Annotated in this window: 22 protein-coding genes and 1 tRNA gene; 1 reads left to right on the top strand and 22 read right to left on the bottom strand. The window is 64.3% G+C overall.

The window, feature by feature from the left end; translation table 11 throughout:
- The first annotated feature begins 27 nt into the window (after nt 1-27).
- Nucleotides 28-1,356, top strand: a complete 1,329-nt coding sequence (locus tag ACS5NL_RS03270) for a Glu/Leu/Phe/Val family dehydrogenase (RefSeq protein ID WP_439352156.1) — start codon at nt 28-30, stop codon at nt 1,354-1,356.
- 36 nt (nt 1,357-1,392) lie between these two features.
- On the opposite strand, the gene ACS5NL_RS03265 is transcribed toward ACS5NL_RS03270, so the two are convergent.
- From ACS5NL_RS03265 to pnp, 22 genes are all read right to left on the bottom strand, one after another.
- Nucleotides 1,393-1,860 (bottom strand): DUF1178 family protein, encoded by a 468-nt coding sequence (locus ACS5NL_RS03265; RefSeq protein ID WP_439352155.1) that lies wholly within the window; start codon nt 1,858-1,860, stop codon nt 1,393-1,395.
- A gap of 8 nt (nt 1,861-1,868) precedes the next feature.
- On the bottom strand, nt 1,869-2,465 hold the full coding sequence (locus tag ACS5NL_RS03260) for an NUDIX domain-containing protein (protein ID WP_439352154.1): 597 nt from the start codon (nt 2,463-2,465) through the stop codon (nt 1,869-1,871).
- Between the two features lie 12 nt (nt 2,466-2,477).
- Complete coding sequence (locus tag ACS5NL_RS03255) at nt 2,478-2,780, bottom strand: DUF2818 family protein (protein ID WP_439352153.1); 303 nt, start codon at nt 2,778-2,780, stop codon at nt 2,478-2,480.
- On the bottom strand, nt 2,777-4,285 hold the full coding sequence (gene nuoN / locus ACS5NL_RS03250; RefSeq protein ID WP_439352152.1) for an NADH-quinone oxidoreductase subunit NuoN: 1,509 nt from the start codon (nt 4,283-4,285) through the stop codon (nt 2,777-2,779). The genes ACS5NL_RS03255 and nuoN overlap by 4 nt, the downstream gene beginning before the upstream one ends.
- A gap of 35 nt (nt 4,286-4,320) precedes the next feature.
- A complete protein-coding gene (locus ACS5NL_RS03245; RefSeq protein ID WP_439352151.1) occupies nt 4,321-5,796 on the bottom strand; it encodes an NADH-quinone oxidoreductase subunit M in 1,476 nt (491 codons plus the stop codon).
- Between the two features lie 13 nt (nt 5,797-5,809).
- Nucleotides 5,810-7,840, bottom strand: coding sequence for an NADH-quinone oxidoreductase subunit L (gene nuoL / locus ACS5NL_RS03240; RefSeq protein WP_439352150.1), 2,031 nt, complete (start codon nt 7,838-7,840; stop codon nt 5,810-5,812).
- A 28-nt stretch (nt 7,841-7,868) separates the two neighbouring features.
- Nucleotides 7,869-8,177, bottom strand: coding sequence for an NADH-quinone oxidoreductase subunit NuoK (nuoK, locus tag ACS5NL_RS03235; RefSeq protein WP_439352149.1), 309 nt, complete (start codon nt 8,175-8,177; stop codon nt 7,869-7,871).
- The gene (locus ACS5NL_RS03230) at nt 8,174-8,818 is read right to left on the bottom strand and encodes an NADH-quinone oxidoreductase subunit J (protein WP_439352148.1); all 645 of its coding nucleotides are present in this window, start codon (nt 8,816-8,818) and stop codon (nt 8,174-8,176) included. Before ACS5NL_RS03230 ends, nuoK begins: the two co-directional genes overlap by 4 nt.
- A gap of 24 nt (nt 8,819-8,842) precedes the next feature.
- Nucleotides 8,843-9,352: an NADH-quinone oxidoreductase subunit NuoI gene (gene nuoI / locus ACS5NL_RS03225; RefSeq protein ID WP_411363696.1), complete on the bottom strand. Its 510-nt coding sequence runs from the start codon at nt 9,350-9,352 to the stop codon at nt 8,843-8,845.
- 19 nt (nt 9,353-9,371) lie between these two features.
- Entirely contained in the window at nt 9,372-10,460 is a 1,089-nt protein-coding gene (gene nuoH, locus ACS5NL_RS03220; RefSeq protein ID WP_439352147.1) for an NADH-quinone oxidoreductase subunit NuoH, read from the bottom strand.
- On the bottom strand, nt 10,457-12,583 hold the full coding sequence (gene nuoG / locus ACS5NL_RS03215; protein WP_439352146.1) for an NADH-quinone oxidoreductase subunit NuoG: 2,127 nt from the start codon (nt 12,581-12,583) through the stop codon (nt 10,457-10,459). Before nuoG ends, nuoH begins: the two co-directional genes overlap by 4 nt.
- Nucleotides 12,584-12,600: 17 nt before the next feature.
- Complete coding sequence (gene nuoF / locus ACS5NL_RS03210) at nt 12,601-13,962, bottom strand: NADH-quinone oxidoreductase subunit NuoF (RefSeq protein ID WP_439352145.1); 1,362 nt, start codon at nt 13,960-13,962, stop codon at nt 12,601-12,603.
- The gene (gene nuoE / locus ACS5NL_RS03205; protein WP_439352144.1) at nt 13,959-14,492 is read right to left on the bottom strand and encodes an NADH-quinone oxidoreductase subunit NuoE; all 534 of its coding nucleotides are present in this window, start codon (nt 14,490-14,492) and stop codon (nt 13,959-13,961) included. Before nuoE ends, nuoF begins: the two co-directional genes overlap by 4 nt.
- Nucleotides 14,489-15,742: an NADH-quinone oxidoreductase subunit D gene (locus ACS5NL_RS03200; protein WP_439352143.1), complete on the bottom strand. Its 1,254-nt coding sequence runs from the start codon at nt 15,740-15,742 to the stop codon at nt 14,489-14,491. Before ACS5NL_RS03200 ends, nuoE begins: the two co-directional genes overlap by 4 nt.
- Nucleotides 15,743-15,744: 2 nt before the next feature.
- Nucleotides 15,745-16,365 carry an NADH-quinone oxidoreductase subunit C gene (locus ACS5NL_RS03195; RefSeq protein WP_439352142.1) on the bottom strand — a complete coding sequence of 207 codons (621 nt, stop codon included), beginning with the start codon at nt 16,363-16,365 and terminating at the stop codon, nt 15,745-15,747.
- A 31-nt stretch (nt 16,366-16,396) separates the two neighbouring features.
- Nucleotides 16,397-16,876 carry a NuoB/complex I 20 kDa subunit family protein gene (locus tag ACS5NL_RS03190; RefSeq protein WP_411363689.1) on the bottom strand — a complete coding sequence of 160 codons (480 nt, stop codon included), beginning with the start codon at nt 16,874-16,876 and terminating at the stop codon, nt 16,397-16,399.
- A gap of 27 nt (nt 16,877-16,903) precedes the next feature.
- Nucleotides 16,904-17,263: an NADH-quinone oxidoreductase subunit A gene (locus ACS5NL_RS03185; RefSeq protein WP_439352141.1), complete on the bottom strand. Its 360-nt coding sequence runs from the start codon at nt 17,261-17,263 to the stop codon at nt 16,904-16,906.
- A gap of 49 nt (nt 17,264-17,312) precedes the next feature.
- Nucleotides 17,313-17,397 (bottom strand) — tRNA-Leu (locus ACS5NL_RS03180).
- Between the two features lie 165 nt (nt 17,398-17,562).
- On the bottom strand, nt 17,563-17,958 hold the full coding sequence (secG, locus tag ACS5NL_RS03175) for a preprotein translocase subunit SecG (RefSeq protein WP_439352140.1): 396 nt from the start codon (nt 17,956-17,958) through the stop codon (nt 17,563-17,565).
- A 31-nt stretch (nt 17,959-17,989) separates the two neighbouring features.
- The gene (gene tpiA / locus ACS5NL_RS03170; protein ID WP_439352139.1) at nt 17,990-18,733 is read right to left on the bottom strand and encodes a triose-phosphate isomerase; all 744 of its coding nucleotides are present in this window, start codon (nt 18,731-18,733) and stop codon (nt 17,990-17,992) included.
- A gap of 23 nt (nt 18,734-18,756) precedes the next feature.
- Nucleotides 18,757-19,746: an NAD(P)H-quinone oxidoreductase gene (locus ACS5NL_RS03165; protein ID WP_439352138.1), complete on the bottom strand. Its 990-nt coding sequence runs from the start codon at nt 19,744-19,746 to the stop codon at nt 18,757-18,759.
- Nucleotides 19,747-19,764: 18 nt separating this feature from the next.
- Complete coding sequence (pnp, locus tag ACS5NL_RS03160; protein ID WP_439352137.1) at nt 19,765-21,894, bottom strand: polyribonucleotide nucleotidyltransferase; 2,130 nt, start codon at nt 21,892-21,894, stop codon at nt 19,765-19,767.
- Nucleotides 21,895-22,064: the final 170 nt, after the last annotated feature.

Genomic DNA, 22,064 nt, shown 5'->3' with positions numbered 1-22,064 from the left:
GAGACAACCCACAAGGAACCCTCGCACATGTCACAAGCACCGCATCCGGCAGGCGCCGCGGCCAACAGCCCCGCCGCCTTCACCAACGCCCTCCCCTCCTACCTTGATCCCGCCAACCTCGGCCCCTGGGGCATCTACCTGCAGCAGGTCGACCGCGTCACGCCCTACCTGGGCAACCTGGCGCGCTGGGTCGACACCCTCAAGCGCCCCAAGCGCACCCTGATCGTCGACGTGCCGATCCACCTGGACGACGGCACCGTGGCCCACTTCGAAGGCTACCGCGTGCAGCACAACACCAGCCGCGGCCCTGGCAAGGGTGGCGTGCGTTTCCACCAGAACGTGACACTGTCCGAAGTGATGGCGCTGTCGGCCTGGATGTCGATCAAGAACGCGGCCGTCAACGTGCCCTACGGCGGCGCCAAGGGCGGCATCCGCGTCGACCCGCGCCAGCTCTCGGTGGGTGAACTCGAGCGCATCACGCGCCGCTACACCAGCGAGATCGGCATCATCATCGGCCCGACCAAGGACATCCCCGCGCCCGACGTGAACACCAACGAACAGGTGATGGCCTGGATGATGGACACGTACTCCATGAACGAGGGCTCGACCGCCACCGGCGTCGTCACCGGCAAACCGGTGGACCTGGGCGGCTCGCTCGGCCGCCGCGAAGCCACCGGCCGCGGCGTGTTCACCGTCGGCACCGAAGCCGCCAAGCACATCGGCATGGACATCAGCAAGGCCCGCGTCGCGGTGCAGGGCTTCGGCAACGTCGGCGGCGTCGCCGGCAAGCTGTTCGCCGAAGCGGGTGCCAAGGTCGTGGCGGTGCAGGATCACGGCGGCACCATCTACCGCGAGTCGGGCCTGGACGTGCCGGCCCTGCTGGCCCACGTGGCCCGTGTCGGCTCCGTCGCCGGGTTCACCGGCGCCGAGGTGATGGATAACGACGCCTTCTGGGGCGTGCCCTGCGACATCCTGATTCCCGCCGCGCTGGAACAGCAGATCACCGAAACCAACGCCGGCCGCATCCAGGCCAAGATGGTCATCGAAGGCGCCAACGGCCCGACCACGCCGCAGGCCGACGACATCCTGCACGACCGCGGCATCCTGGTCCTTCCCGACGTGATCGCCAACGCCGGCGGCGTGACCGTGAGCTACTTCGAGTGGGTGCAGGATTTCTCCAGCTTCTTCTGGAGCGAGGACGAGATCAACGAGCGCCTGGTGCGCATCATGAAGGGCGCCTTCGCTGCCGTCTGGCAAGTGGCGCAGGACAACAAGGTCAGCCTGCGCACCGCGACCTTCATCGTGGCCTGCAAGCGCATCCTGCATGCGCGCGACCTGCGCGGTCTGTATCCCTGAGAGCCTCAGATAAAAAGCCCCGCGACGCGGGGCTTTTTATTGAAGTGTCTCCTTGAGCGCTGGCAAGCCCGGCAAGGGCATCACCTCGATGCCCTCCTCGATCAGCTCCATCGCGACCTCGGGCGTGGTGCGGCCACGGATGTTGCGCTGCTCCATCTCGCCGTGGTGCATGGCGCGCGCCTCGTCGGCGAATCGCTCGCCCACATCTTCGGTGTGCTGCATCACTTCGCGCATGGCACGCAGCAGCCGGCCCTGCAGCTCCGACCCCGGGGCCGTGCGCCCGAGTTCAACCTGACCGTCGGCCGAGGCAGGACGTGCAGCCGCCTCTTCGCGCGTCCGCCCGAGGTTCAGGCGGGGTGCCGACAGCATCTTGCGCACCTGCGCATCGCCGCACAGGGGGCAACTCAGCAACCCCCGTTCGAGCTGCTGGTGGAAGTCTTCTTCGGAGGCAAACCAGCCCTCGAAGTCGTGCTGGTGCGCACACTGCAGGTTCAGGACCTTCATGGACGAAATTATCGTGCGACCCCGGGTGGCATGGCACCCGACCAGTCCAGTGACCATGCGCCCGACATCACGTTCTGCAACCAAAGGGCGCCCACCAGGGTCTTGCAGTCGATGATGCTGCCGTCGCGGCACCAGGCCTGCACTTCATCGGGTGTGGCGGCGAAGACGTCGAGGAACTCGCCTTCGTCCAGATGGCGTTCGCCCTGCACCAGACCACGTGCGAACCAGATGTCGATGATTTCGTCGGAATAGGCGATCGTCGGCGCGAGGCGACCGGCGAACGCCCACTCACGGGCGCGGTACCCGGTCTCTTCCCGAAGCTCGCGCTGGGCGCAGGCCAGACTGCCCTCGCCCGCATCGAGCTTGCCCGCCGGAAATTCGACGATGACGCTGCGCATCGGATGGCGGTACTGGCGCTCCATGATGAGCCTGCCGTCGTCGAGCAACCCGATCACCATCACGGCGCCGGGGTGCAGCACGTATTCGCGCGTCGCCTCACGACCGGACGGCAGGCGCACGGTGTCACGGACCACATGCAGGAAATGTCCACGCAGCAACTCGGCACGGGACACCGGCTCTTCACGCAGATGGGCGTCTGGGCTCATGCGGCAACGGAATCAGGCGTGCCGCTTGAAGAGGTAGCGGTAGACGAAGCCGGGAAACGCCAGCGTGAGGAACAGCGCGGCGGTGGTGGCGTAGAACTCCCAGCCTTGCGGGTAGATCTGGCCGTCGGCCTTTTCCAGTGCCAGCCCGAGAGCACCCACCAGGAAATAACAGACCACCAGCTCCAGCACGTGCAGCCCGAGGGATTTGGGCGCCGACCGGGGGATCACCCCCAGCCAGCGCTGGTTCAGGAATGGCAGGTTGGCGCCAACGATGGCCGCCACCAGCACCAGCCAGACCGAAACGGAGGCGTTCACGCGAACAGCGAAGCAACCGCCTTCGCGCACAGTGCCATCAGGCCACCAGGCACGATGCCCAGGATCAGCACCAGCGCACCGTTGACCGACAGCACGGAGCGGACGTCCATGCCGGCAGAAATGCTGGCCGTCTGCGTCGGCGCATCGAAATACATGACCTTGACCAGGCGCAGGTAGTAGAAGGCGCCGATCAGGGACATCACGACGGCAAACACCGCCAGACCGATGTACAGCGGCTGCGAGGAAGCCAGCAGGGCCTGCAGCACCGACAGTTTGGCGTAGAAGCCCACCAGAGGAGGCACACCGGCCAGGGAGAACATGCACACCGCCATCACACCGGCGTAGAACGGGCTGCGCTGGTTCAGGCCGGCCAGGTCGCTGATTTCTTCGGACTCGAAGCCATCGCGCGACAGCAGCAGGATCACGCCGAACGTGGCCAGGGTGGTCAGCACATAGGTCACGACATAGAACATCGCGGCGCCGTAGGCGTTGGCCATGTTGCCGGTGTCCAGACCCTTGGCCGTCGTCACGACGCCGGCCAGCAGGCCCAGCAGCATGAAGCCCATCTGGGAGATGGTGGAGAACGCCAGCATGCGCTTGAGGTTGGTCTGCGCAATGGCGGCCAGGTTACCGATCAGCAGCGAAGCCACCGACAGCACCGTCAGCATCTGCTGCCAGTCCACCGCCAGCGGCGCCATGCCTTCGACCAGCAGACGGATCACGATGGCAAAGGCTGCCAGCTTGGGCGCGCCACCGACCATCAGCGTGATGGCCGTCGGGGCACCGTGGTACACGTCGGGCACCCACATGTGGAAAGGAACCACACCGAGCTTGAATGCCAGACCGGACACCACGAACACCAGACCCAGCATCAGCACCTGCGAGGAACCCTTGAGCGTGGCAGGTCCACCCGCAATGGCCTTCATCACACCGGCCACGTCCAGCGAACCGGTGGCACCATAGACCAGCGACAGGCCGTACAGCAGGAAGCCGCTGGCCAGCGCGCCCAGCACGAAGTACTTCATGGCGGCCTCGATCGCCTTGCCGTCGTCGCGGCGCAGCGCCACCAGGGCGTAGCTCGACAGGGTGAGCAGCTCCAGGCCCAGGTAGATCACCAGGAAGTTGTGCCCGGCGATCATCACGAACATGCCCAGCAAAGCAAACAGTGACAGTGTGAACAGGTCGCCGGCACGCAGCATGTCCCGCGAGCTGGCGTAGTCACGACCGTAGACCAGCGTGACCATCATCGCCAGCGCGGCGAAGCACTTGAGCCACTGACCCATCGGGTCGCTCACGATCAGGCCGCCAAAACCCAGGATCGTCTGTCCGGTGGCGGCCGCACTGCCTTGCAGGTAGGCCACCACGGCCAGGGTCAGCAGGGTCAGCACGTAGGTCGCGTTGCGCTTGGGGGACTTGACCGTGAGGTCGACCAGCGCAATCACGCAGGCCATGGTCAGCAAAAGAAGTTCCGGGTAGGCCGCCACCCAGCTGAGTTGGTCAATCATGAGAAGACTCGCTTATTCGTTGGCTCGGCTAGGGATCAGTGCAGCTTGGACACGGCGACGTGGCGCAGCAGCTCGGCCACCGACGCGTCCATCACGTCGGTGAACGGCTTGGGATAGACGCCCATGACCAGCACGGCGATCGCCAGCAGCGCCATCACGAGGAATTCACGGCTGCCGATGTCGGTGAGTTCCTTGACGTGGTCGTTGGCGACCGCGCCCAGGTACACACGCTTGTACATCCACAGCGAGTAGGCGGCGCCAAAGATCAGGGCCGAGGCCGCTGCCATGCCGACCCAGAAGTTGGCCTTCACCGCTGCCAGGATGACCATCCATTCGCCGACGAAACCGGCCGTTCCCGGCAGGCCGCAGTTGGCCATGGTGAACAGCAGCGCGAACGCGGCGAAATTGGGCATGGTGTTGACCACGCCGCCATAGCTGGCGATCTCACGCGAATGCACGCGGTCGTACAGCACGCCGATCGAGAGGAACATCGCCGCCGACACGAAACCGTGGGCAATCATCTGCACGATGGCACCGGAGACGCCGAGGTCGCTGAACACGAAGAAACCGAGGGTCACGAAGCCCATGTGCGCCACCGACGAGTAGGCCACCAGCTTCTTCATGTCCTTCTGCACCATCGCCACCAGGCCGACGTAGACCACCGCGACCAGGGACAGGCCGATGATCAGCCAGGCCCACTGGTGCGAAGCGTCGGGCAGGATGGGCAGCGAGAAGCGCAGGAAACCGTAGGCACCGAGCTTGAGCATGATGGCCGCCAGCACGGCGGAACCGCCGGTGGGGGCTTCCACGTGCACATCGGGCAGCCAGGTGTGCACCGGCCACATCGGCACCTTCACCGCAAACGCAGCGAAGAAGGCGAAGAACAGCAGGGTCTGGGCCTGGCCGCCCAGCGGCAGCTTGTACCAGGTCGCCAGATCGAAACTGCCACCGGACTGGTTGTACAGATAGATCAGGGCCACCAGCATCAGCAGCGAGCCCATCAGCGTGTAGAGGAAGAACTTGAACGCCGCATAGATCTTGTTCGGACCGCCCCAGATGCCGATGATCAGGTACATCGGGATCAGGGTGGCTTCGAAGAAGACGTAGAACAGCATACCGTCCTGCGCGGAGAACACGCCGATCATCAGACCCGACAGGATCAGGAAGGCGCCCATGTACTGGTTCACGCGCTCGGTGATCACTTCCCAGCCGGCCAGCACCACGATCACCGTGATGAAGGCGGTCAGCAGGATCAGCCACAGGGAGATGCCATCCACACCCAGGTGGTAATTCACATGGAAGCGGTCGATCCAGACCGACTTTTCCACGAACTGCATCGCAGCCGTTCCCAGCTTGAAGCCGGTGTACAGAGGAACCGTCACCGCCAGCGAGATCAGCGATCCCACCAGGGCAATCCATCGCACCACACTGGCCTGGTCATCGCGACCCAGGGCCAGCAACACGACACCGAAGAGTACCGGCGTCCAGATCGCAAGGCTCAGCAAACCCATCTTCTTGTTCTCCTTATTTGGCGAGCCACACGAAATACGTCATGAACAGGAACACGCCCACGATCATGAGCAGTGCGTAGTGGTAGAGATAACCACTCTGGAAACCACGCACCACCGACGAGAAGCCGCCCACGAAACGCCAGCTGGCGTTGACCACACCGGTCTCGATCACGCCCTGGTCGCCACCCTTCCACAGACCGGTCCCCAGCGCGCGCGCGCCACGGGCCAACACGTTCTCGTTGAACCAGTCAAGGTAGTACTTGTTCTCCAGGACCGTGACGATCGGCTTGAGAGCACGGCCGATGGCGGCCGGCACGGCCGGATTGATCAGGTACATGTACCAGGCCACCACCGCACCCGACAGGGCCAGCCAGAACGGCGCGGTCGTGAATGCGTGCATCGCCATGGCCAGCGGGCCGTGGAATTCCTCGGCGAACTTCTCCATTGCCGGATGCAGTTCGGTGTTGATGGTGATGGCGTCGCGCAGGAAGTCACCCAGCAGCATCGGCTGGATGGTCATGAAGCCGATCACCACGGAGGGGATCGCCAGCAGCAGCAGCGGCACGGTCACCACCCAGGGGGACTCGTGGGGCTTGCCGTCGCCGTGATGACCATGGTCGTCGTGGTGATCGTCGTGACCGTGGTGGGCGTCCGGGTTCTGGTCGTAGCGCTCCTTGCCGTGGAACACGAGGAAGTACAGACGGAACGAATAGAACGAGGTCACGAACACGCCGGCCAGCACCGCGAAGTACGCGAAGTGGGCGCCAGGCAGGTTCGAGAAGTGGGCCGCCTCGATGATCGAATCCTTCGAGTAGAAGCCCGAGAACAGCGGCGTGCCGATCAGGGCCAGCGTGCCCAGCAGCGAGGTGATCCAGGTGATCGGCATGTACTTGCGCACGCCGCCCATCCAGCGGATGTCCTGGTTGTGGTGCATGCCCATGATCACGGAGCCGGCCGCGAGGAACAGCAGCGCCTTGAAGAAGGCGTGCGTCATCAGGTGGAACACCGCGACCGAATAGGCCGAAGCCCCGAGCGCCACGGTCATGTAACCCAGCTGCGACAGCGTCGAATAGGCCACCACACGCTTGATGTCGTTCTGGATGATGCCCAGGAAGCCCATGAACAGCGCCGTGATCGCACCGATCACCATCACGAAGTTCAGCGCAGTGGTCGACAGTTCGAACAGCGGGCTCATGCGCGTGACCATGAAGATGCCGGCCGTCACCATGGTGGCGGCGTGGATCAGCGCGGAGATCGGGGTGGGGCCTTCCATCGAGTCCGGCAGCCAGACGTGCAGCGGGAACTGGGCCGACTTGCCCATCGCGCCGATGAACAGGCAGATGCAGATCACGGTCACCAGCAGCCAGTCGGTGCCGGGGAAGCCCATCTTGGCCAGCTCGGGGGCCTTAGCGAAGACCTCGGCATAGTTCAGCGAACCGCCGTAGGCCACGATCAGGCCGATGCCCAGGATGAAACCGAAGTCACCAACCCGGTTCACCAGGAAAGCCTTCATGTTGGCGAAGATGGCCGTTGGCTTGTTGAACCAGAAACCGATCAGCAGGTAGGAGACCAGGCCCACGGCTTCCCAGCCGAAGAACAGTTGCAGCAGGTTGTTGCTCATCACCAGCATCAGCATGGAGAAGGTGAACAGCGAGATGTAGGCGAAGAAGCGGTTGTAGCCGGCGTCCTCTTCCATGTAGCCAATGGTGTAGAGGTGGACCATCAGCGAGACGAAGGTGACCACGCACATCATCATGGCGGTCAGGCCGTCGATCAGGAAGCCGATTTCCATCTTCAGACCACCAACCGTCATCCATTCGTAGATGGTCTGGTTGAAGCGGGCGCCGTCGACCGCGACGCTCTTGAGCGTCAGGGCGGAAATGACGAAGGCCACCAGCACACCCAGGATCGTCAGGGAATGCGAGGCCCGGCGACCGATCAGGTTGCCGCCGAACGTGGTGCCCAGAATGCCGGCGAGGGCCGAACCCACCAGCGGTGCCAGGGGCACGGCCAGCAAGGTCGTTGCGGAAAGGGAGGTGCTCATGGTGTGCTTGCCTGTCGTGTCCCGGGCGTCAACCCTTGAGGGTGTTGAGTTCTTCGGCGCTGATGGTGGACTTGCTGCGGAACAGCAGCACCAGGATGGCCAGGCCAATGGCCGACTCGGCGGCGGCCACGGTGAGGATGAAGAACACGAACACCTGACCGTTGAGGTCGTTCAGGTAGTGCGAGAAGGCCACGAAGTTCATGTTGACCGCCAGCAGCATCAGTTCGATGGCCATCAGCAGCACGATGATGTTCTTGCGGTTCAGGAAGATGCCGATCACGGACAACGCGAACATGATCGCGCCAACCGACAGGAAATGTCCCAGTGTGAGGCTCATGCCTTGCCCTCCTCGGCAGCGACTGCCTGTGCAGGCGCGGATGGTTTGGTGGCGGCCATCTTCACGACCACCAGGCGGTCGGCGGCACGCACGCGCACCTGCAGGCCCGGATCAATGGCCTTGCTGTCCTTGCGCTGGCGCAGCGTCAGCGCGATCGCGGCAAACATGGCCACCAGCAGGATCACGGCAGCGATTTCGACCGGGTACAGATACTTGGTGTACATCAGCTGGCCCAGCAGCTTGGTGTTCGACACGTTCGCGGCCTGGGCCTGCTCGGCCACCGGCGCCACCAGCTTCGGAAAACCGATCCACAGCACGGCGATCAGCTCGGCAGCCACCAGCGCGCCCAGCGAGGCGGCCAGCGGGAAGTTCTGCCAGAAGCCCCAGCGGTCACCGTCAAGCTTGATGTCCAGCATCATCACGACGAACAGGAACAGCACCATCACGGCGCCCAAGTACACCAGCACCAGGGTCAGGCCGAGGAATTCGGCCTTGAGCAGCAGCCACAGGCCGGAAGCCTGGGAAAACGCCAGCATCAGGTAAAGCACGGCGTGCACGGGATTGCGCGACGTGATGACGCGGTAGGCGGCAAACAGCATCACCGCCGAAAACAGGTAGAAGAAGCCGGTCTGGTAGTCCATGGTCTTGTCTTTCGCCGGGCTTGTTCAGCGGTACTTCGCGTCCGCGGCCTTGGCGGCGGCGATCTCGGGCTCGTAGCGGTCACCGACGGCCAGCAGCATTTCCTTGGTGAAGTACAGGTCACCGCGTTTTTCGCCGTGGTACTCCAGGATGTGCGTTTCGACGATGGCATCCACCGGGCAGGCCTCTTCGCAGAAACCGCAGAAGATGCACTTGGTCAGGTCGATGTCATAGCGCGTGGTGCGGCGTGTGCCGTCTTCGCGCTCGCCGGCCTCGATGGTGATCGCCATCGCGGGACACACGGCCTCACACAGCTTGCAAGCAATGCAGCGCTCTTCGCCATTTTCATAACGGCGCTGCGCGTGCAGACCACGGAAACGCGGCGACAGCGGGGTCTTTTCTTCCGGGAACTGGACCGTGACCTTGCGACGCAGGGCGTAGCGGCCGGTCAGGGCCATACCCTTGAAGAGTTCCACCAGCATGAAACTCTTGAAGAAGTCGCGCAGCGAGAAGGGAGCGACGGCGGTAGTGGACATATCTTTCTTTCGCCCGCTGTTATTTCCAGGGATTCCAGGGTGACTGAATCAGGGCGGCCACCACGAGCAGCCAGACCAGAGTCACGGGAATGAAAATCTTCCAGCCCAGACGCATGATCTGGTCGTAGCGGTAGCGCGGGAAGGTGGCGCGGATCCAGATGAAGCAGGAGATCACGAAGAAGGTCTTCGCGCCCAGCCAGATCCAGCCAGGGATGAACGACAGGAACCCGATCGGCGAACTCCAGCCACCCATGAACAGCAGCACGGCCAGGATCGACACGAGCCACATGCTGGCGTACTCGGCCAGGAAGAAGATGGCGAAGCCCATTCCCGAGTACTCGACCATGTGACCGGCCACGATTTCGGCTTCACCTTCGACCACGTCGAAGGGGTGGCGGTTGGTTTCAGCGACCCCGGAGATCAGGTAGACCAGGAACACCGGCGCCATCAGGATCCAGTTCCAGCCCATGAAGTCCAGGCCGATGCCCTTCCAGAACTCGGCCCAGCGACCGGTCGACTGCGCGATCACGATGTCACCGAGGTTCAGGCTGCCGGCAGCCATCACCACGATCAGGAAACAGAAGCCGATGGCAATTTCGTAGCTCACCATCTGTGCCGAAGCGCGCAGCGCGCCCAGGAAGGCGTACTTCGAGTTCGATGCCCAGCCGGCGATGATCACGCCATAGACCTCGATCGAGGTGATCGCCAGGATCACCAGCAGGCCGGCATTGATGTTGGCGATCACGGCTTCAGGGCCAAACGGCACGACCACCCAGGCCGCAAGCGCCGGCATGATGGCCATCACCGGCCCCAGGCGAAACAGGCCGTTGCTGGCCGCGGTCGGGCTGATCAGCTCCTTGGTCAGCAGCTTGACCGCGTCGGCGATCGGCTGCAGCAGCCCCTTGGGACCCACGCGGTTGGGACCCACGCGCACCTGCATGAAGCCCAGCAGCTTGCGCTCCCACAGCGTCATGTAGGCCACGGCGCCCATCAGCGGTGCCAGCACGGCCACGATCTTGATCAGGCCCCAGATGACAGGCCACGCGGCGGTGGTCCACCAGGCCGCGTTGATGAGGCCAAGGCCCCCGTTGTACATCGCGTCGATCATGCGCGGGCTCCTCGGGCATCGCTCGTGAGTTGCAGCGAGGTGGCACGGCGCACCAGGCCGTCCAGCTGGTAAATCGCTGCCACACAGGGGGAAGACTGTGCCGGCGACTGGTCGGCGGCGGCCGGTCCGACACTGGCATCGGCATTGTTCAGGCGAGCCGCATCCACAACCGCACCCGATGCCACGCCCGGCAGGGCTGCAGCCAGCACGGCCTGCGAGGTGTCGGCATCAAAGCCTGGCAGACCCAGCAGGTTGCCCAATACACGCAGCACCTTCCAGGCCGGGCGGGTATCGCCCAGCGGACGGACCACGGCGTGGAAGCTCTGCAGGCGGCCTTCGGCGTTGACGAACGAACCGGAGGTCTCGGTGAACGGAGCGATGGGCAGCAGCACGTCGCTGATGTCCAGGTTGGCCTTGAACGGACTGAGCGTGACCACCATGTCGGCGTTCTTCAGACCGTCGGCGCCAAAGGCGCTGTCGAACGCCGGCTCGGTATTGAGCAGCACGGCCGCCTTGATCTGGCCGCCCAGCATCTGTCCGGCATCAAGGCCACCCTGGCCCGGCAGGGCCCGCACCAGCTGGGCACCCACGGTGTTGGCGGCTTCGGTCAGGTAACCGACCGTGGCACCGGTCTGCTGGCCAATCCAGTTGGCCAGGGCCAGCAGGCTGGACGCCTTGGAATGATGTGCGGCAGCATTGCCCAGCAGGATGGCCTTCTGTTCGCCACCCAGCAGAGACTTGGCCACGGCGCGGGCCTCGTCGGTCGCATTGCCGGCAACGGGCGACTGGACACCGGTTTCGGCAGCCACAGCGGCAGCGATGCCTGCCAGCGCGCTGACCCAGACACTGCTGTCGGCCAGCACGACATTCTTCAGGGACATGGCCCAGTCCTGCTCCTGCGCGTTCAGGACATTGACCTGGGCACCCTTGCGGGCGGCCTGGCGGATGCGTTGCGCCAGCAGCGGGTGGTCCTTGCGCAGGTTCGACCCCACCACCAGCACGCGCTGAAGTTGCGACAGTTCGGCGATGGGACGGCCCAGCCAGCGCGCCTGGTTGGCCCAGGTCGCGTTGCCGAAATCGGCGTAACGCAGGCGGCTGTCGATGTTCTCGCTGCCCAGGCCACGGACCAAAGCCCCGGCCAGTGCCAGTTCCTCGACCGTGCTGTGCGGGCTGGCCAGCAGGCCGATCGCGCCGGCGCCATGGGCAGCCTTGACCTGTTGCAGGCCGTTGGCCACGTATTCCAGCGCGGTCTGCCAGTCGACCGTCTTCCATTCGCCGCCCTGCTTGAGCATGGGCTGGGTCAGGCGGTCTTCGCCGTTGAGCGCTTCGTACGAGAAACGGTCGCGGTCGGCGATCCAGCATTCGTTGACGGCATCGTTCTCCAGCGGCACGACGCGCATGACCTGGTGGTTCTTGACCTGAACAATCAGGTTGGCGCCGGTCGAATCGTGCGGGCTCACGCTCTTGCGGCGCGAGAGTTCCCAGGTGCGGGCGTGGTAACGGAACGGCTTGCTGGTCAGCGCGCCCACCGGGCAGACGTCGATCATGTTGCCCGACAGTTCGGAGTCCACCGACTGGCCGACAAAGGTTTCGATCTCGGCATGTTCACCGCGGTGCGACATGCCCAGCTCCATCACACCGGCAATTTCCTGGCCGAAGCGCACGCAGCGGGTGCAGTGGATACAGCGGCTCATCTCCTCCATGGAGATCAGCGGGCCCACATTCTTGTGGAACACCACGCGCTTTTCTTCCTGGTAGCGCGAGGCACCACCGCCGTAACCCACGGCCAGATCCTGCAGCTGGCACTCGCCACCCTGGTCGCAGATCGGGCAGTCCAGCGGGTGGTTGATCAGCAGGAATTCCATCACCGACTTCTGGGCCTTGATGGCCTTGTCGGACTTGGTGCGCACGATCATGCCCATGGTCACCGGCGTCGCGCAGGCGGGCATGGGTTTGGGGGCCTTCTCCACTTCCACCAGGCACATGCGGCAGCTGGCGGCAATGGAGAGCTTCTTGTGATAGCAGAAGTGCGGGATGTAGGTGCCCGCCTTCTCGGCCGCATGCATGACCATGCTGCCCGGTGGCACTTCGACCTTCTGGCCGTCGAGTTCGATTTCAACCATGGTTTCTCGTCTCGTGTTCAGGCGGCGGCGTCGGCCTTGATCATGGCCGCGAACTCGGGCCGGAAATGCTTGAGCATGGCGCGCACCGGCATCGCGGCGGCATCGCCCAGGGCGCAGATGGTGCGGCCCATGATGTTCTCGGCCACGTTGTCCAGCAGGTCCATGTCGGCCGGCTTGGCTTCGCCGCGCTCGATCTTGTCGACCAGACGCCAGAGCCAGCCCGTGCCTTCGCGGCAGGGTGTGCACTGACCGCAGGATTCGTGCATGTAGAAGTAGGACAGGCGCTTGAGCGACTCGACCATGCAGCGGGAATCGTCCATCACGATCACGGCACCAGAACCGAGCATGGAGCCGGCCTTGCTGATCGAGTCGTAGTCCATGGTGCAGTCCATGATGACCGACGCCGGCAGCACGGGCGAAGACGATCCGCCAGGAATCACGGCCTTGAGCGTGCGTCCCGTGCGGACACCGCCAGCGAGCTCCAGCAGCTTGGCAAACGGCGTGCCCATCGGCACTTCGTAGTTGCCCGGCAGGTTGACGTCACCGCTGACCGAGAAGATCTTGGTGCCACCGTTGTTGGGCTTGCCGCACTCAAGATAGGCCGCTCCGCCGTTGCGGATGATCCAGGGGACCGCCGCGAAGGTCTCGGTGTTGTTGATCGTGGTCGGCTTGCCATACAGACCGAAGCTGGCCGGGAACGGCGGCTTGAAGCGCGGCTGGCCCTTCTTGCCTTCCAGCGACTCGAGCAGCGCGGTTTCTTCGCCACAGATGTAGGCGCCGAAACCGTGGTGACCATGGAGCTGGAACGAATAGTTCGAGCCCATGATGTTGTTGCCGAGGTACCCAGCGGCGCGGGCTTCTTCCAGGGCCGCTTCGAAGCGTTCGTACACCTCGAAGATCTCGCCGTGGATGTAGTTGTAGCCGACGTTGATGCCCATGGCGTACGCCGCGATCGCCATGCCTTCGATGACGATGTGCGGGTTGAACATCAGGATGTCGCGGTCCTTGCAGGTACCCGGCTCGCCTTCGTCGGAGTTGCAGACGAGGTACTTCTGGCCCGGGAACTGACGGGGCATGAAGCTCCACTTCAGACCGGACGGGAAGCCGGCACCGCCGCGGCCGCGCAGCGCGGAGTCCTTGACGGTGGCAATCACCTGGTCCTGGGTCATGCCCACGAACCCCGTCTCGGGATTGGGAGCCGAGCCGTCCATGCCCAGCACCTTGCGCAGGGCCTGGTAACCACCACGGGCTTCGTAGTCCTTGAGCGACCAGTTGCTGCCGTTCAGATCCTTGTAGATCTGGGGTTCGATGTGGCGACCGTGGAAGCAGGTCTGCACGCCGGTGGCGGCAAACTGCGACAACACTTGCTGGGCGTTCATTGTTTGCCCTCCGAGGCCTTCAGGCCGTCGATCAGCTGGTCCAGCTTCTCGTTGCTCATGAAGCTGCACATGTGGCGGTCGTTGACCAGCATCACCGGCGAGTCGGCGCAGGCGCCCAGGCACTCGCTCTGCTGCAGCGTGAACAGGCCGTCGGCCGTGGTCTCGCCCATGGCGATGCCCAGCTTCTTCTCCAGGTGGTGCAGCGCCGTGTAGCCGTCGCGCAGCTGGCACGGCAGGTTGGTGCAGACGTTGAGCTTGAACTTGCCCACCGGCCGCTGGTTGTACATGTTGTAGAAGGTCGTCACTTCGTGAACAGCCATCACCGGCATGCCCAGGTAGTTGGCGATCGCCTGTTCGGCTTCGACGCTGACGTACCCGTTTTCCTGCTGCACGATCGACAGGCAGGCCATCACGGCCGACTGCGCCTGCTCGGCGGGGTACTTGGCGACTTCACGGGCGAAGCGGGCCTTGGTGGACTCGGACAGCTCCATGGCGGTCACGGGACCGCTGTGTGCGGGGGTCGAGATCATCGGTCAATCTCTCCAAAAACGATGTCCATCGTGCCGATGATGGCGACCGCGTCGGCCAGCATGTGACCCTTGGCCATTTCATCCAGCGTGGACAGGTGCGTGAAACCGGGTGCGCGGATCTTCAGGCGGTACGGCTTGTTGGCGCCATCGCTCACCAGGTAGATGCCGAACTCACCCTTGGGGTGCTCGACGGCGGCATAGGCCTCGCCTTCGGGCACGTGGAAACCTTCGGTGAAGAGCTTGAAATGGTGAATCAGCTCTTCCATGCTCGACTTCATCGCTTCGCGCGACGGCGGCGCCACCTTGTGGTTGTCGGTGATGACCGGGCCGGGGTTGGCGCGCAGCCAGTCCACGCACTGCTTGATGATGCGGTTGGACTGCTTGAGCTCTTCCATGCGGACGAGATAACGGTCGTAGGTGTCGCCCGTCTTGCCGACCGGGACATCGAAATCGACGCGGTCATACACGTCATAGGGCTGCTTCTTGCGCAGGTCCCAGGCAATGCCGGAGCCACGCAGCATCGGGCCGGTCATGCCCAGGTTGAGCGCACGCTCGGGCGTGACCACGCCAATGCCAACGGTGCGCTGCTTCCAGATGCGGTTGTCGGTCAGCAGTGTGTGGTACTCGGCCAGATAGGTCGGGAAGCGCTGGGTGAAGTCGTCAATGAAGTCCAGCAGCGAACCCTGGCGGTTCGTGTTCATCTCCGCCATCGCCTTGGCGTTGCGGATCTTGCTGTGCTTGTACTGCGGCATGGTGTCCGGCAGGTCGCGGTAGACGCCACCCGGACGGAAGTAGGCCGCGTGCATGCGCGCGCCCGACACCGCCTCGTACATGTCGAACAGGTCTTCGCGCTCGCGGAACGCGTAGATCAGGATGGTGGAACTGCCGCAGTCGTTGCCGTGCGAGCCCAGCCACATCAGGTGGTTGAGCATGCGGGTGATCTCGCTGAACATCACGCGGATGTACTGGGCGCGGATCGGCACATCAATGCCAAGCAGCTTTTCAATGGCCAGGCAATAGGCGTGCTCGTTGCACATCATCGAGACGTAGTCCAGTCGGTCCATGTAGGGCAGCGACTGGATGAAGGTCTTGTGCTCGGCCAGCTTTTCGGTGGCACGGTGCAGCAGGCCGATGTGCGGGTCGGCGCGTTGCACGACTTCGCCGTCGAGCTCCAGCACCAAGCGCAGCACACCGTGCGCGGCCGGGTGCTGCGGACCGAAGTTCAGGGTGTAGTTCTTGATTTCAGCCATGATCAGTGCAGTCCGCCGTAGTTGTCTTCACGGATCACGCGCGGCGTGATTTCGCGCGGCTCGATCGTCACCGGCTCGTAAACCACGCGCTGACGCTCGGCGTCGTAGCGCATCTCGACGTGCCCGGACAGCGGGAAGTCCTTGCGGAAAGGGTGACCGATGAAGCCGTAGTCGGTCAGGATGCGGCGCAGGTCGTTGTGACCTTCGAACACGATGCCGTACAGGTCGAAGGCCTCGCGCTCATACCAGTTGGCCGACGACCACAGCTCCGAAACCGAAGCGACCACAGGGAAGTCGTCCTGCGGCGCGAACACGCGCACGCGCACCCGCTGGTTCAGGCTGACCGACAGCAGGTGGACCACCACGCCGAAGCGGGCACCTTCCCAGCGACCATCGCCGTAGGTGGAATAGTCGAGACCGCAGAGGTCGATCAACTGCTCGAAACGCGCCTCGGGGGCGTCGCGCAACGTCTGCATCACGCCGGCATACTGCGCGGCATCGACCGTGACCGTGACTTCGTCGCGCACCACCTGGATCGACTTCACGCGATCACCAAGAAGCGCAGACAGCGCCTCCTTGATCTCCTCGGGGCGCAGGGCAAAAGCTTGGGCGGTATCGCTCATGGGATCGGCTTTCTCGGACTGTGGCCTGGCGTCAGGCGCGTGCGATCGTGTTGGTGCGGCGGATCTTCTGCTGCAGCTGGATGATCCCGTACAGCAACGCCTCGGCCGTCGGCGGGCAGCCCGGCACATACACGTCCACTGGCACGATGCGATCGCAACCGCGCACCACGGAATAGCTGTAGTGGTAGTAGCCACCGCCATTGGCGCATGAGCCCATCGACAGCACCCAGCGCGGCTCGGCCATCTGGTCGTACACCTTGCGCAGGGCCGGCGCCATCTTGTTGCACAGCGTGCCGGCCACGATCATCAGATCGGACTGGCGCGGACTGGCGCGAAACACCTCGGCACCGAAACGGGAGATGTCGTAGCGCGCCGTGGCGGCATGCATCATTTCCACGGCGCAACAGGCCAGACCGAAGGTCATGGGCCAGAGCGAACCGGTCTTGGCCCAGTTCACCACCGAGTCGTAGCTCGTGGTGATGAAACCTTCCTTGAGGACGCCTTCAATCATGTGTGCTCCAGAGCGCCTGTCGGCGCATCATTCCCAGTCCAGGGCGCCAATCTTCCATGCGTAGATGAACCCGACCAGCAGATCGATCAGGAACACGACGCCCGTCCAAAAACCGGACGAACCAATGTCGGTCAGCGCAACGGCCCAAGGAACCAGAAACGCGATTTCAAGGTCGAAAAGAATGAAGAGGATGGCCACCAGGTAGTAGCGGACATCGAACTTCATGCGCGCGTCTTCGAAAGCTTCGAAGCCGCATTCGTAGGGGGAGTTCTTCGCGGCATCCGGGCGGTTGGGGCCAAGGATGTAGCCGAGGGCCTGGGGGATCACGCCAACGGCCAGACCGACCAGAATGAACAAGAGCACGGGGAGATATTGTTCGAGACTCATCGTGGGTCGGTTCCATGCGCACGGCTTTGGCGCCGTGCCTGCCTGTATTTGGTGCCGACGGCGAGACTCGAACTCGCACAGCTTTCGCCACTACCCCCTCAAGATAGCGTGTCTACCAATTTCACCACGTCGGCTGGGTCTGCGTTGTCTGGCTCACGAGGGCTGGTGTGAGCGTTCTCGACAACCCATAGAGTTTACCCTGAAACCCCTCGGGTTTTGGAGTCACCGGAGGCTTTTTCAGAGGCGCAGCGGTGATGGCACCACAGCCATCACGCCGCGAAAGCCGGCTGTCAGCCGACTTACTTACCAGGGATCTGCGCGGCGCCCGTGGCAGGGGCCGCAGGGGTCCCGGCCGGCGCAGCGGGAACGGTACCGGCTGCCGCAGGAGCCGTGCCGGCCGGAGCTGCGGGCACCGCAGACTCCAGCACGCTGCCCGACTTGGCGGCCGTCGGCACGCTGTGACCGAAGTACGCCAGCCCCAGGGTGCAGGCGAGGAACACGCCCGCCAGGATCGACGTCATCCGCGACAGGAAGTTGGCACCACCGGTGGCGCCGAACAGGCTGGCGGAACCGGCACCACCACCGAAGGCCGCACCCGCATCGGCTCCCTTGCCGTGCTGCATCAGGATCAGGCCGATCATGCCAATGGCGGCAAGGATCTGGACAGCCTGGAGGATGGTCATCAAAACGTTCATGTCTGCTCCGAAAATTCGAGAAAGCGCGAGATCAGCCAGCGGCGGCAACGATCTGCAGGAAGTCGGCGGCCTTGAGGGACGCCCCCCCGATCAGGCCACCATCAATGTCGGGCTGCGCCAGCAGGCTGGCGGCATTGGCGGCGTTCATGCTGCCGCCGTAAAGGATGTGCACCCGCTTGGAGTTCGTGGTGGCAGCAGCCAGTTGCGCGCGCAGCACGGCGTGCACGGCCTGCGCCATTTCGGGCGTGGCGGTCTTGCCGGTGCCGATGGCCCACACGGGTTCGTAGGCCACCACCAGTTCGGTGATGCAGTGCCCCACGGCGTGGATCACGGCGGCGAGCTGGCGCTTGACCACCGCCTCGGTTTCACCTGCCTCGCGCTGCGCCAGCGTCTCGCCGACACACACGATCGGGGTCACGCCGGCGGACAGCGCGCGCTGGGTCTTGGCGGCCACCAACTCGTCGGTTTCACCGTGGTACTGGCGGCGTTCGCTGTGGCCGACGATGGCGTAACGGCAACCGAAATCCTTGAGCATCGCGACGCTCACCTCGCCGGTGTAAGCGCCCTGCTCGTGCGCCGACACATCCTGCGCACCCCAGGCGATCGGAGTGCCTTGCAGCAAACCCTGCAGCTGGGTGAGGTATGGCGCGGGTGCGCACAGCGCCACGTCCGCCGCCGGCTGGCCGATGCCGGCCAGCATGGCTTTGACCAGCGACTCGTTGGCGGCCAGTCCGCCGTTCATCTTCCAGTTGCCTGCGATCAGTTTTCTGCTCATCAAAGTCTCCGGGAGTTCCTGGTTCAGGCCCAGGTCAGCACGATCTTGCCGATGTGCTGGTTGGTTTCCATCAGCGCATGGGCCTCGGCCGCGCGCGATGCCTCGAAGGTGCTGTGGATCACGGGCCTGACACGGCCCTGCTCCAGCAGCGGCCAGACCTTGTCGCGCAACGCCTGCGCGATGGCGGCCTTGAAGGCCACCGGACGCGGACGCAGCGTGGATCCGGTGATCACCAGGCGGCGGCGCAGCACCAGGCCAGCGTTGAAGCCGGCCTTGACACCGCCCTGCACCGCGATGATGACCAGACGGCCATCTTCGGCCAGGCACTCGACCTCGCGCGCCACGTAGTCGCCCGCGACCATGTCCAGAACCACATTCACGCCCTGCCCGTCCGTCAGCGCCTTCGCCACGGCAGCAAAGTCCTGCGTGCGGTAGTTGATGGCGTGGTCGGCCCCGAGGCTCAGACAGGCGGCGCACTTGTCGTCGCTGCCCGCCGTGGCGATCACGGTCGCACCGAAGGCCTTGGCCAGCTGGATGGCCGTGACGCCAATGCCGCTCGTGCCGCCCTGCACCAGCAGGGTTTCGCCTGGCTGCAGGTGCCCGCGGTCGAACACGTTGCTCCAGACGGTGAAAAAGGTCTCGGGCAAGGCCGCAGCCTGCACATCGTCCAACCCAGCCGGCACCGGCAGGCACTGCCCCACAGGCGCCACGCAGAGCTCGGCATAACCGCCACCAGCCACCAGCGCACAGACACGGTCTCCGACCTTCAGGCCCTCGGCAGCGATCGCAGCCACATCGCCCGACTCGATGACACCCGCGACTTCGAGGCCCGGCAGATCCGATGCGCCTGGCGGCGGCGGATAGGCACCGCTGCGCTGAAGCACGTCCGGCCGGTTCACACCAGAGGCACGCACGCGGATCAGCACCTCGCCAGCGCCCGCGACCGGCGCCGGACGTTGCGTCAGGCGCAGGACCTCGGGCGCACCGAAGCTGCTGATTTCGACCGCTTGCATGCCTTGGGCCCCTGCGGCTTACTGCTGCTGTTGCTGGGCCTGCTCGCCACCGCCGTTGCGGTCCAGCAGGGCCTTCATGGACAGCTTGACGCGACCCTTTTCATCGGTCTCCAGGACCTTGACCTTCACGATCTGGCCTTCCTTGAGGTAGTCCGTGACCTTCTCGACGCGCTCATGGGCGATCTGGCTGATGTGCAGCAGACCGTCCTTGCCGGGCAGCAGGTTGACCAGGGCACCGAAGTCCAGGATCTTGGTGATCGGGCCTTCGTAGACCTTGCCCACTTCCACTTCGGCCGTGATCTCGGCGATGCGGCGCTTGGCCTCGTCGGCCTTGGCGCCGTCGGTGGCGGCGATGGTGATGGTGCCGTCTTCCTCGATGTTGATCTGGCAACCGGTCTCTTCGGTCAGCGCGCGGATCACGGCGCCGCCCTTGCCGATCACGTCACGGATCTTCTCGGGGTTGATCTTCATTGTGTACAGCTTGGGCGCGAAGCTGCTGATTTCCGTCTTGGCCTCGCCCATGGCGTCCTGCATCTTGCCCAGGATGTGCATGCGCGCTTCCTTGGCCTGGGCCAGGGCGACCTGCATGATTTCCTTGGTGATGCCCTGGATCTTGATGTCCATCTGCAGGGCGGTCACGCCGTTGGTGGTACCGGCCACCTTGAAGTCCATGTCGCCCAGGTGATCTTCGTCGCCCAGGATGTCGGTCAGCACGGCGAAACGGTTGCCATCCTTGATCAGGCCCATGGCAATGCCGGCCACGTGCGCCTTCATCGGCACGCCGGCGTCCATCAGCGCCAGGCAGCCGCCGCAGACGGAAGCCATGGACGAGGAGCCGTTGGATTCGGTGATTTCCGACACCACGCGGATGGTGTAGGGGAAGTCTTCCTTGCTCGGCAGCGCGGCGATCAGTGCGCGCTTGGCCAGGCGGCCGTGGCCGATTTCGCGGCGCTTGGGGCTGCCCACGCGACCCGTCTCGCCGGTGGCGAACGGAGGCATGTTGTAGTGCAGCATGAAACGGTCTTCGAAGTCGCCGGACAGGGCGTCGATGCGCTGCGCGTCGCGGTCGGTGCCCAGCGTGGCGATCACCAGGGCCTGGGTTTCACCGCGGGTGAACAGGGCCGAGCCGTGGGTACGGGGCAGCACGCTGTTGCGGATTTCGATGGCGCGCACGGTGCGGGTGTCGCGACCGTCGATGCGGGGCTCGCCGGCCAGGATCTGGCCGCGCACGATGCCGGCTTCGATGTTGAACAGCAGGCCTTCGACGGCCACGCCGTCGAATTCCACGCCGTCGGCCTTCAGGCCATCCATCACGGCGGCATAGGCTTCGCGGCAGGCCTGGGTGCGGGCCTGCTTGTTGCGGATCTGGTAGGCGGCTTCGAGCTTGGCTTTGCCCAGGGCTTCGACCTTGGCGATCAGCGGCTCGTCCTTGGCAGGAGCCTGCCAGGTCCACTCGGGCTTACCGGCGTCGCGCACCAGCTCGTTGATGGCGGCGATGGCGATGTTGCCCTGGTCATGGCCGAACACCACGGCGCCCAGCATGATTTCTTCGGACAGCTGCTCGGCTTCGGACTCGACCATCAGCACGGCGGCCTGGGTGCCTGCCACCACCAGGTCCATCGAGGAGTTCTTGCGCTCGGTCTGGCCGGGGTTCAGCACGTATTGGCCATTGACGTAGCCCACGCGGGCGGCACCGATCGGGCCGTTGAACGGGATGCCGGAAATCGACAGAGCGGCCGAGGTCGCGATCATGGCGGCGATGTCGGCGTCGACTTCGGGGTTCAGCGACACGGTGTGGATGACCACCTGGACTTCGTTGAAGAAGCCGTCCGGGAACAGCGGGCGGATCGGACGGTCGATCAGGCGGCTGGTCAGGGTTTCGAATTCGCTGGGGCGGCCTTCGCGCTTGAAGAAGCTGCCGGGGATCTTGCCGGCGGCGTAGGACTTCTCGAGGTAGTCGACGGTCAGGGGAAAGAAGTCCTGACCGGCCTTGGCGTCCTTCTTGGCGACGACGGTGGCGAGCACCACGGTGCCTTCCATGTCGAGCAGCACGGCGCCGCTGGCCTGGCGGGCGATTTCGCCGGTTTCCATGCGGACCGTGTGCTGGCCCCACTGGAAGGTCTTGGTGACTTTGTTGAACATGGTCATGTGTCTCTCCTGTTGATTGGGCGTCTTTGGCGCCGCCCGCAGCCCGGAGTCAGAAACCTGCAGAACACGATGCCATTCCAGCGGGTCTGCGGTGGCGCAAACCCCTTGGAATGACACAGCTTCGCTCGGCTCGTCCCTGTCTACCGAAAAATCAAAGTGAAAAACGCCCG

Origin of the sequence: Hydrogenophaga sedimenti, assembly GCF_051857515.1 — a bacterium.
GTDB lineage: Bacteria > Pseudomonadota > Gammaproteobacteria > Burkholderiales > Burkholderiaceae_C > Hydrogenophaga.
This window is presented reverse-complemented; position numbering and strand designations above follow the sequence as displayed.

Excerpts from the sequence above, each read along its gene's own strand:
- nuoK (WP_439352149.1), bottom strand. The coding sequence starts at position 8,177 with ATGAGCCTCACACTGGGACATTTCCTGTCGGTTGGCGCGATCATGTTC.
- ACS5NL_RS03165 (WP_439352138.1), bottom strand. The coding sequence starts at position 19,746 with ATGCAAGCGGTCGAAATCAGCAGCTTCGGTGCGCCCGAGGTCCTGCGC.
- ACS5NL_RS03190 (WP_411363689.1), bottom strand. The coding sequence starts at position 16,876 with ATGATTGAAGGCGTCCTCAAGGAAGGTTTCATCACCACGAGCTACGAC.
- ACS5NL_RS03185 (WP_439352141.1), bottom strand. The coding sequence starts at position 17,263 with ATGAGTCTCGAACAATATCTCCCCGTGCTCTTGTTCATTCTGGTCGGT.
- ACS5NL_RS03200 (WP_439352143.1), bottom strand. The coding sequence starts at position 15,742 with ATGGCTGAAATCAAGAACTACACCCTGAACTTCGGTCCGCAGCACCCG.
- nuoE (WP_439352144.1), bottom strand. The coding sequence starts at position 14,492 with ATGATCTCGACCCCCGCACACAGCGGTCCCGTGACCGCCATGGAGCTG.
- ACS5NL_RS03265 (WP_439352155.1), bottom strand. The coding sequence starts at position 1,860 with ATGAAGGTCCTGAACCTGCAGTGTGCGCACCAGCACGACTTCGAGGGC.
- pnp (WP_439352137.1), bottom strand. The coding sequence starts at position 21,894 with ATGACCATGTTCAACAAAGTCACCAAGACCTTCCAGTGGGGCCAGCAC.
- nuoN (WP_439352152.1), bottom strand. The coding sequence starts at position 4,285 with ATGATTGACCAACTCAGCTGGGTGGCGGCCTACCCGGAACTTCTTTTG.
- ACS5NL_RS03195 (WP_439352142.1), bottom strand. The coding sequence starts at position 16,365 with ATGAGCGATACCGCCCAAGCTTTTGCCCTGCGCCCCGAGGAGATCAAG.
- nuoL (WP_439352150.1), bottom strand. The coding sequence starts at position 7,840 with ATGAGCACCTCCCTTTCCGCAACGACCTTGCTGGCCGTGCCCCTGGCA.
- ACS5NL_RS03260 (WP_439352154.1), bottom strand. The coding sequence starts at position 2,465 with ATGAGCCCAGACGCCCATCTGCGTGAAGAGCCGGTGTCCCGTGCCGAG.
- nuoG (WP_439352146.1), bottom strand. The coding sequence starts at position 12,583 with ATGGTTGAAATCGAACTCGACGGCCAGAAGGTCGAAGTGCCACCGGGC.
- nuoI (WP_411363696.1), bottom strand. The coding sequence starts at position 9,352 with ATGTCCACTACCGCCGTCGCTCCCTTCTCGCTGCGCGACTTCTTCAAG.
- nuoF (WP_439352145.1), bottom strand. The coding sequence starts at position 13,962 with ATGAACGCCCAGCAAGTGTTGTCGCAGTTTGCCGCCACCGGCGTGCAG.
- ACS5NL_RS03245 (WP_439352151.1), bottom strand. The coding sequence starts at position 5,796 with ATGGGTTTGCTGAGCCTTGCGATCTGGACGCCGGTACTCTTCGGTGTC.
- secG (WP_439352140.1), bottom strand. The coding sequence starts at position 17,958 with ATGAACGTTTTGATGACCATCCTCCAGGCTGTCCAGATCCTTGCCGCC.
- ACS5NL_RS03270 (WP_439352156.1), top strand. The coding sequence starts at position 28 with ATGTCACAAGCACCGCATCCGGCAGGCGCCGCGGCCAACAGCCCCGCC.
- ACS5NL_RS03230 (WP_439352148.1), bottom strand. The coding sequence starts at position 8,818 with ATGGACTACCAGACCGGCTTCTTCTACCTGTTTTCGGCGGTGATGCTG.
- tpiA (WP_439352139.1), bottom strand. The coding sequence starts at position 18,733 with ATGAGCAGAAAACTGATCGCAGGCAACTGGAAGATGAACGGCGGACTG.
- nuoH (WP_439352147.1), bottom strand. The coding sequence starts at position 10,460 with ATGATCGACGCGATGTACAACGGGGGCCTTGGCCTCATCAACGCGGCC.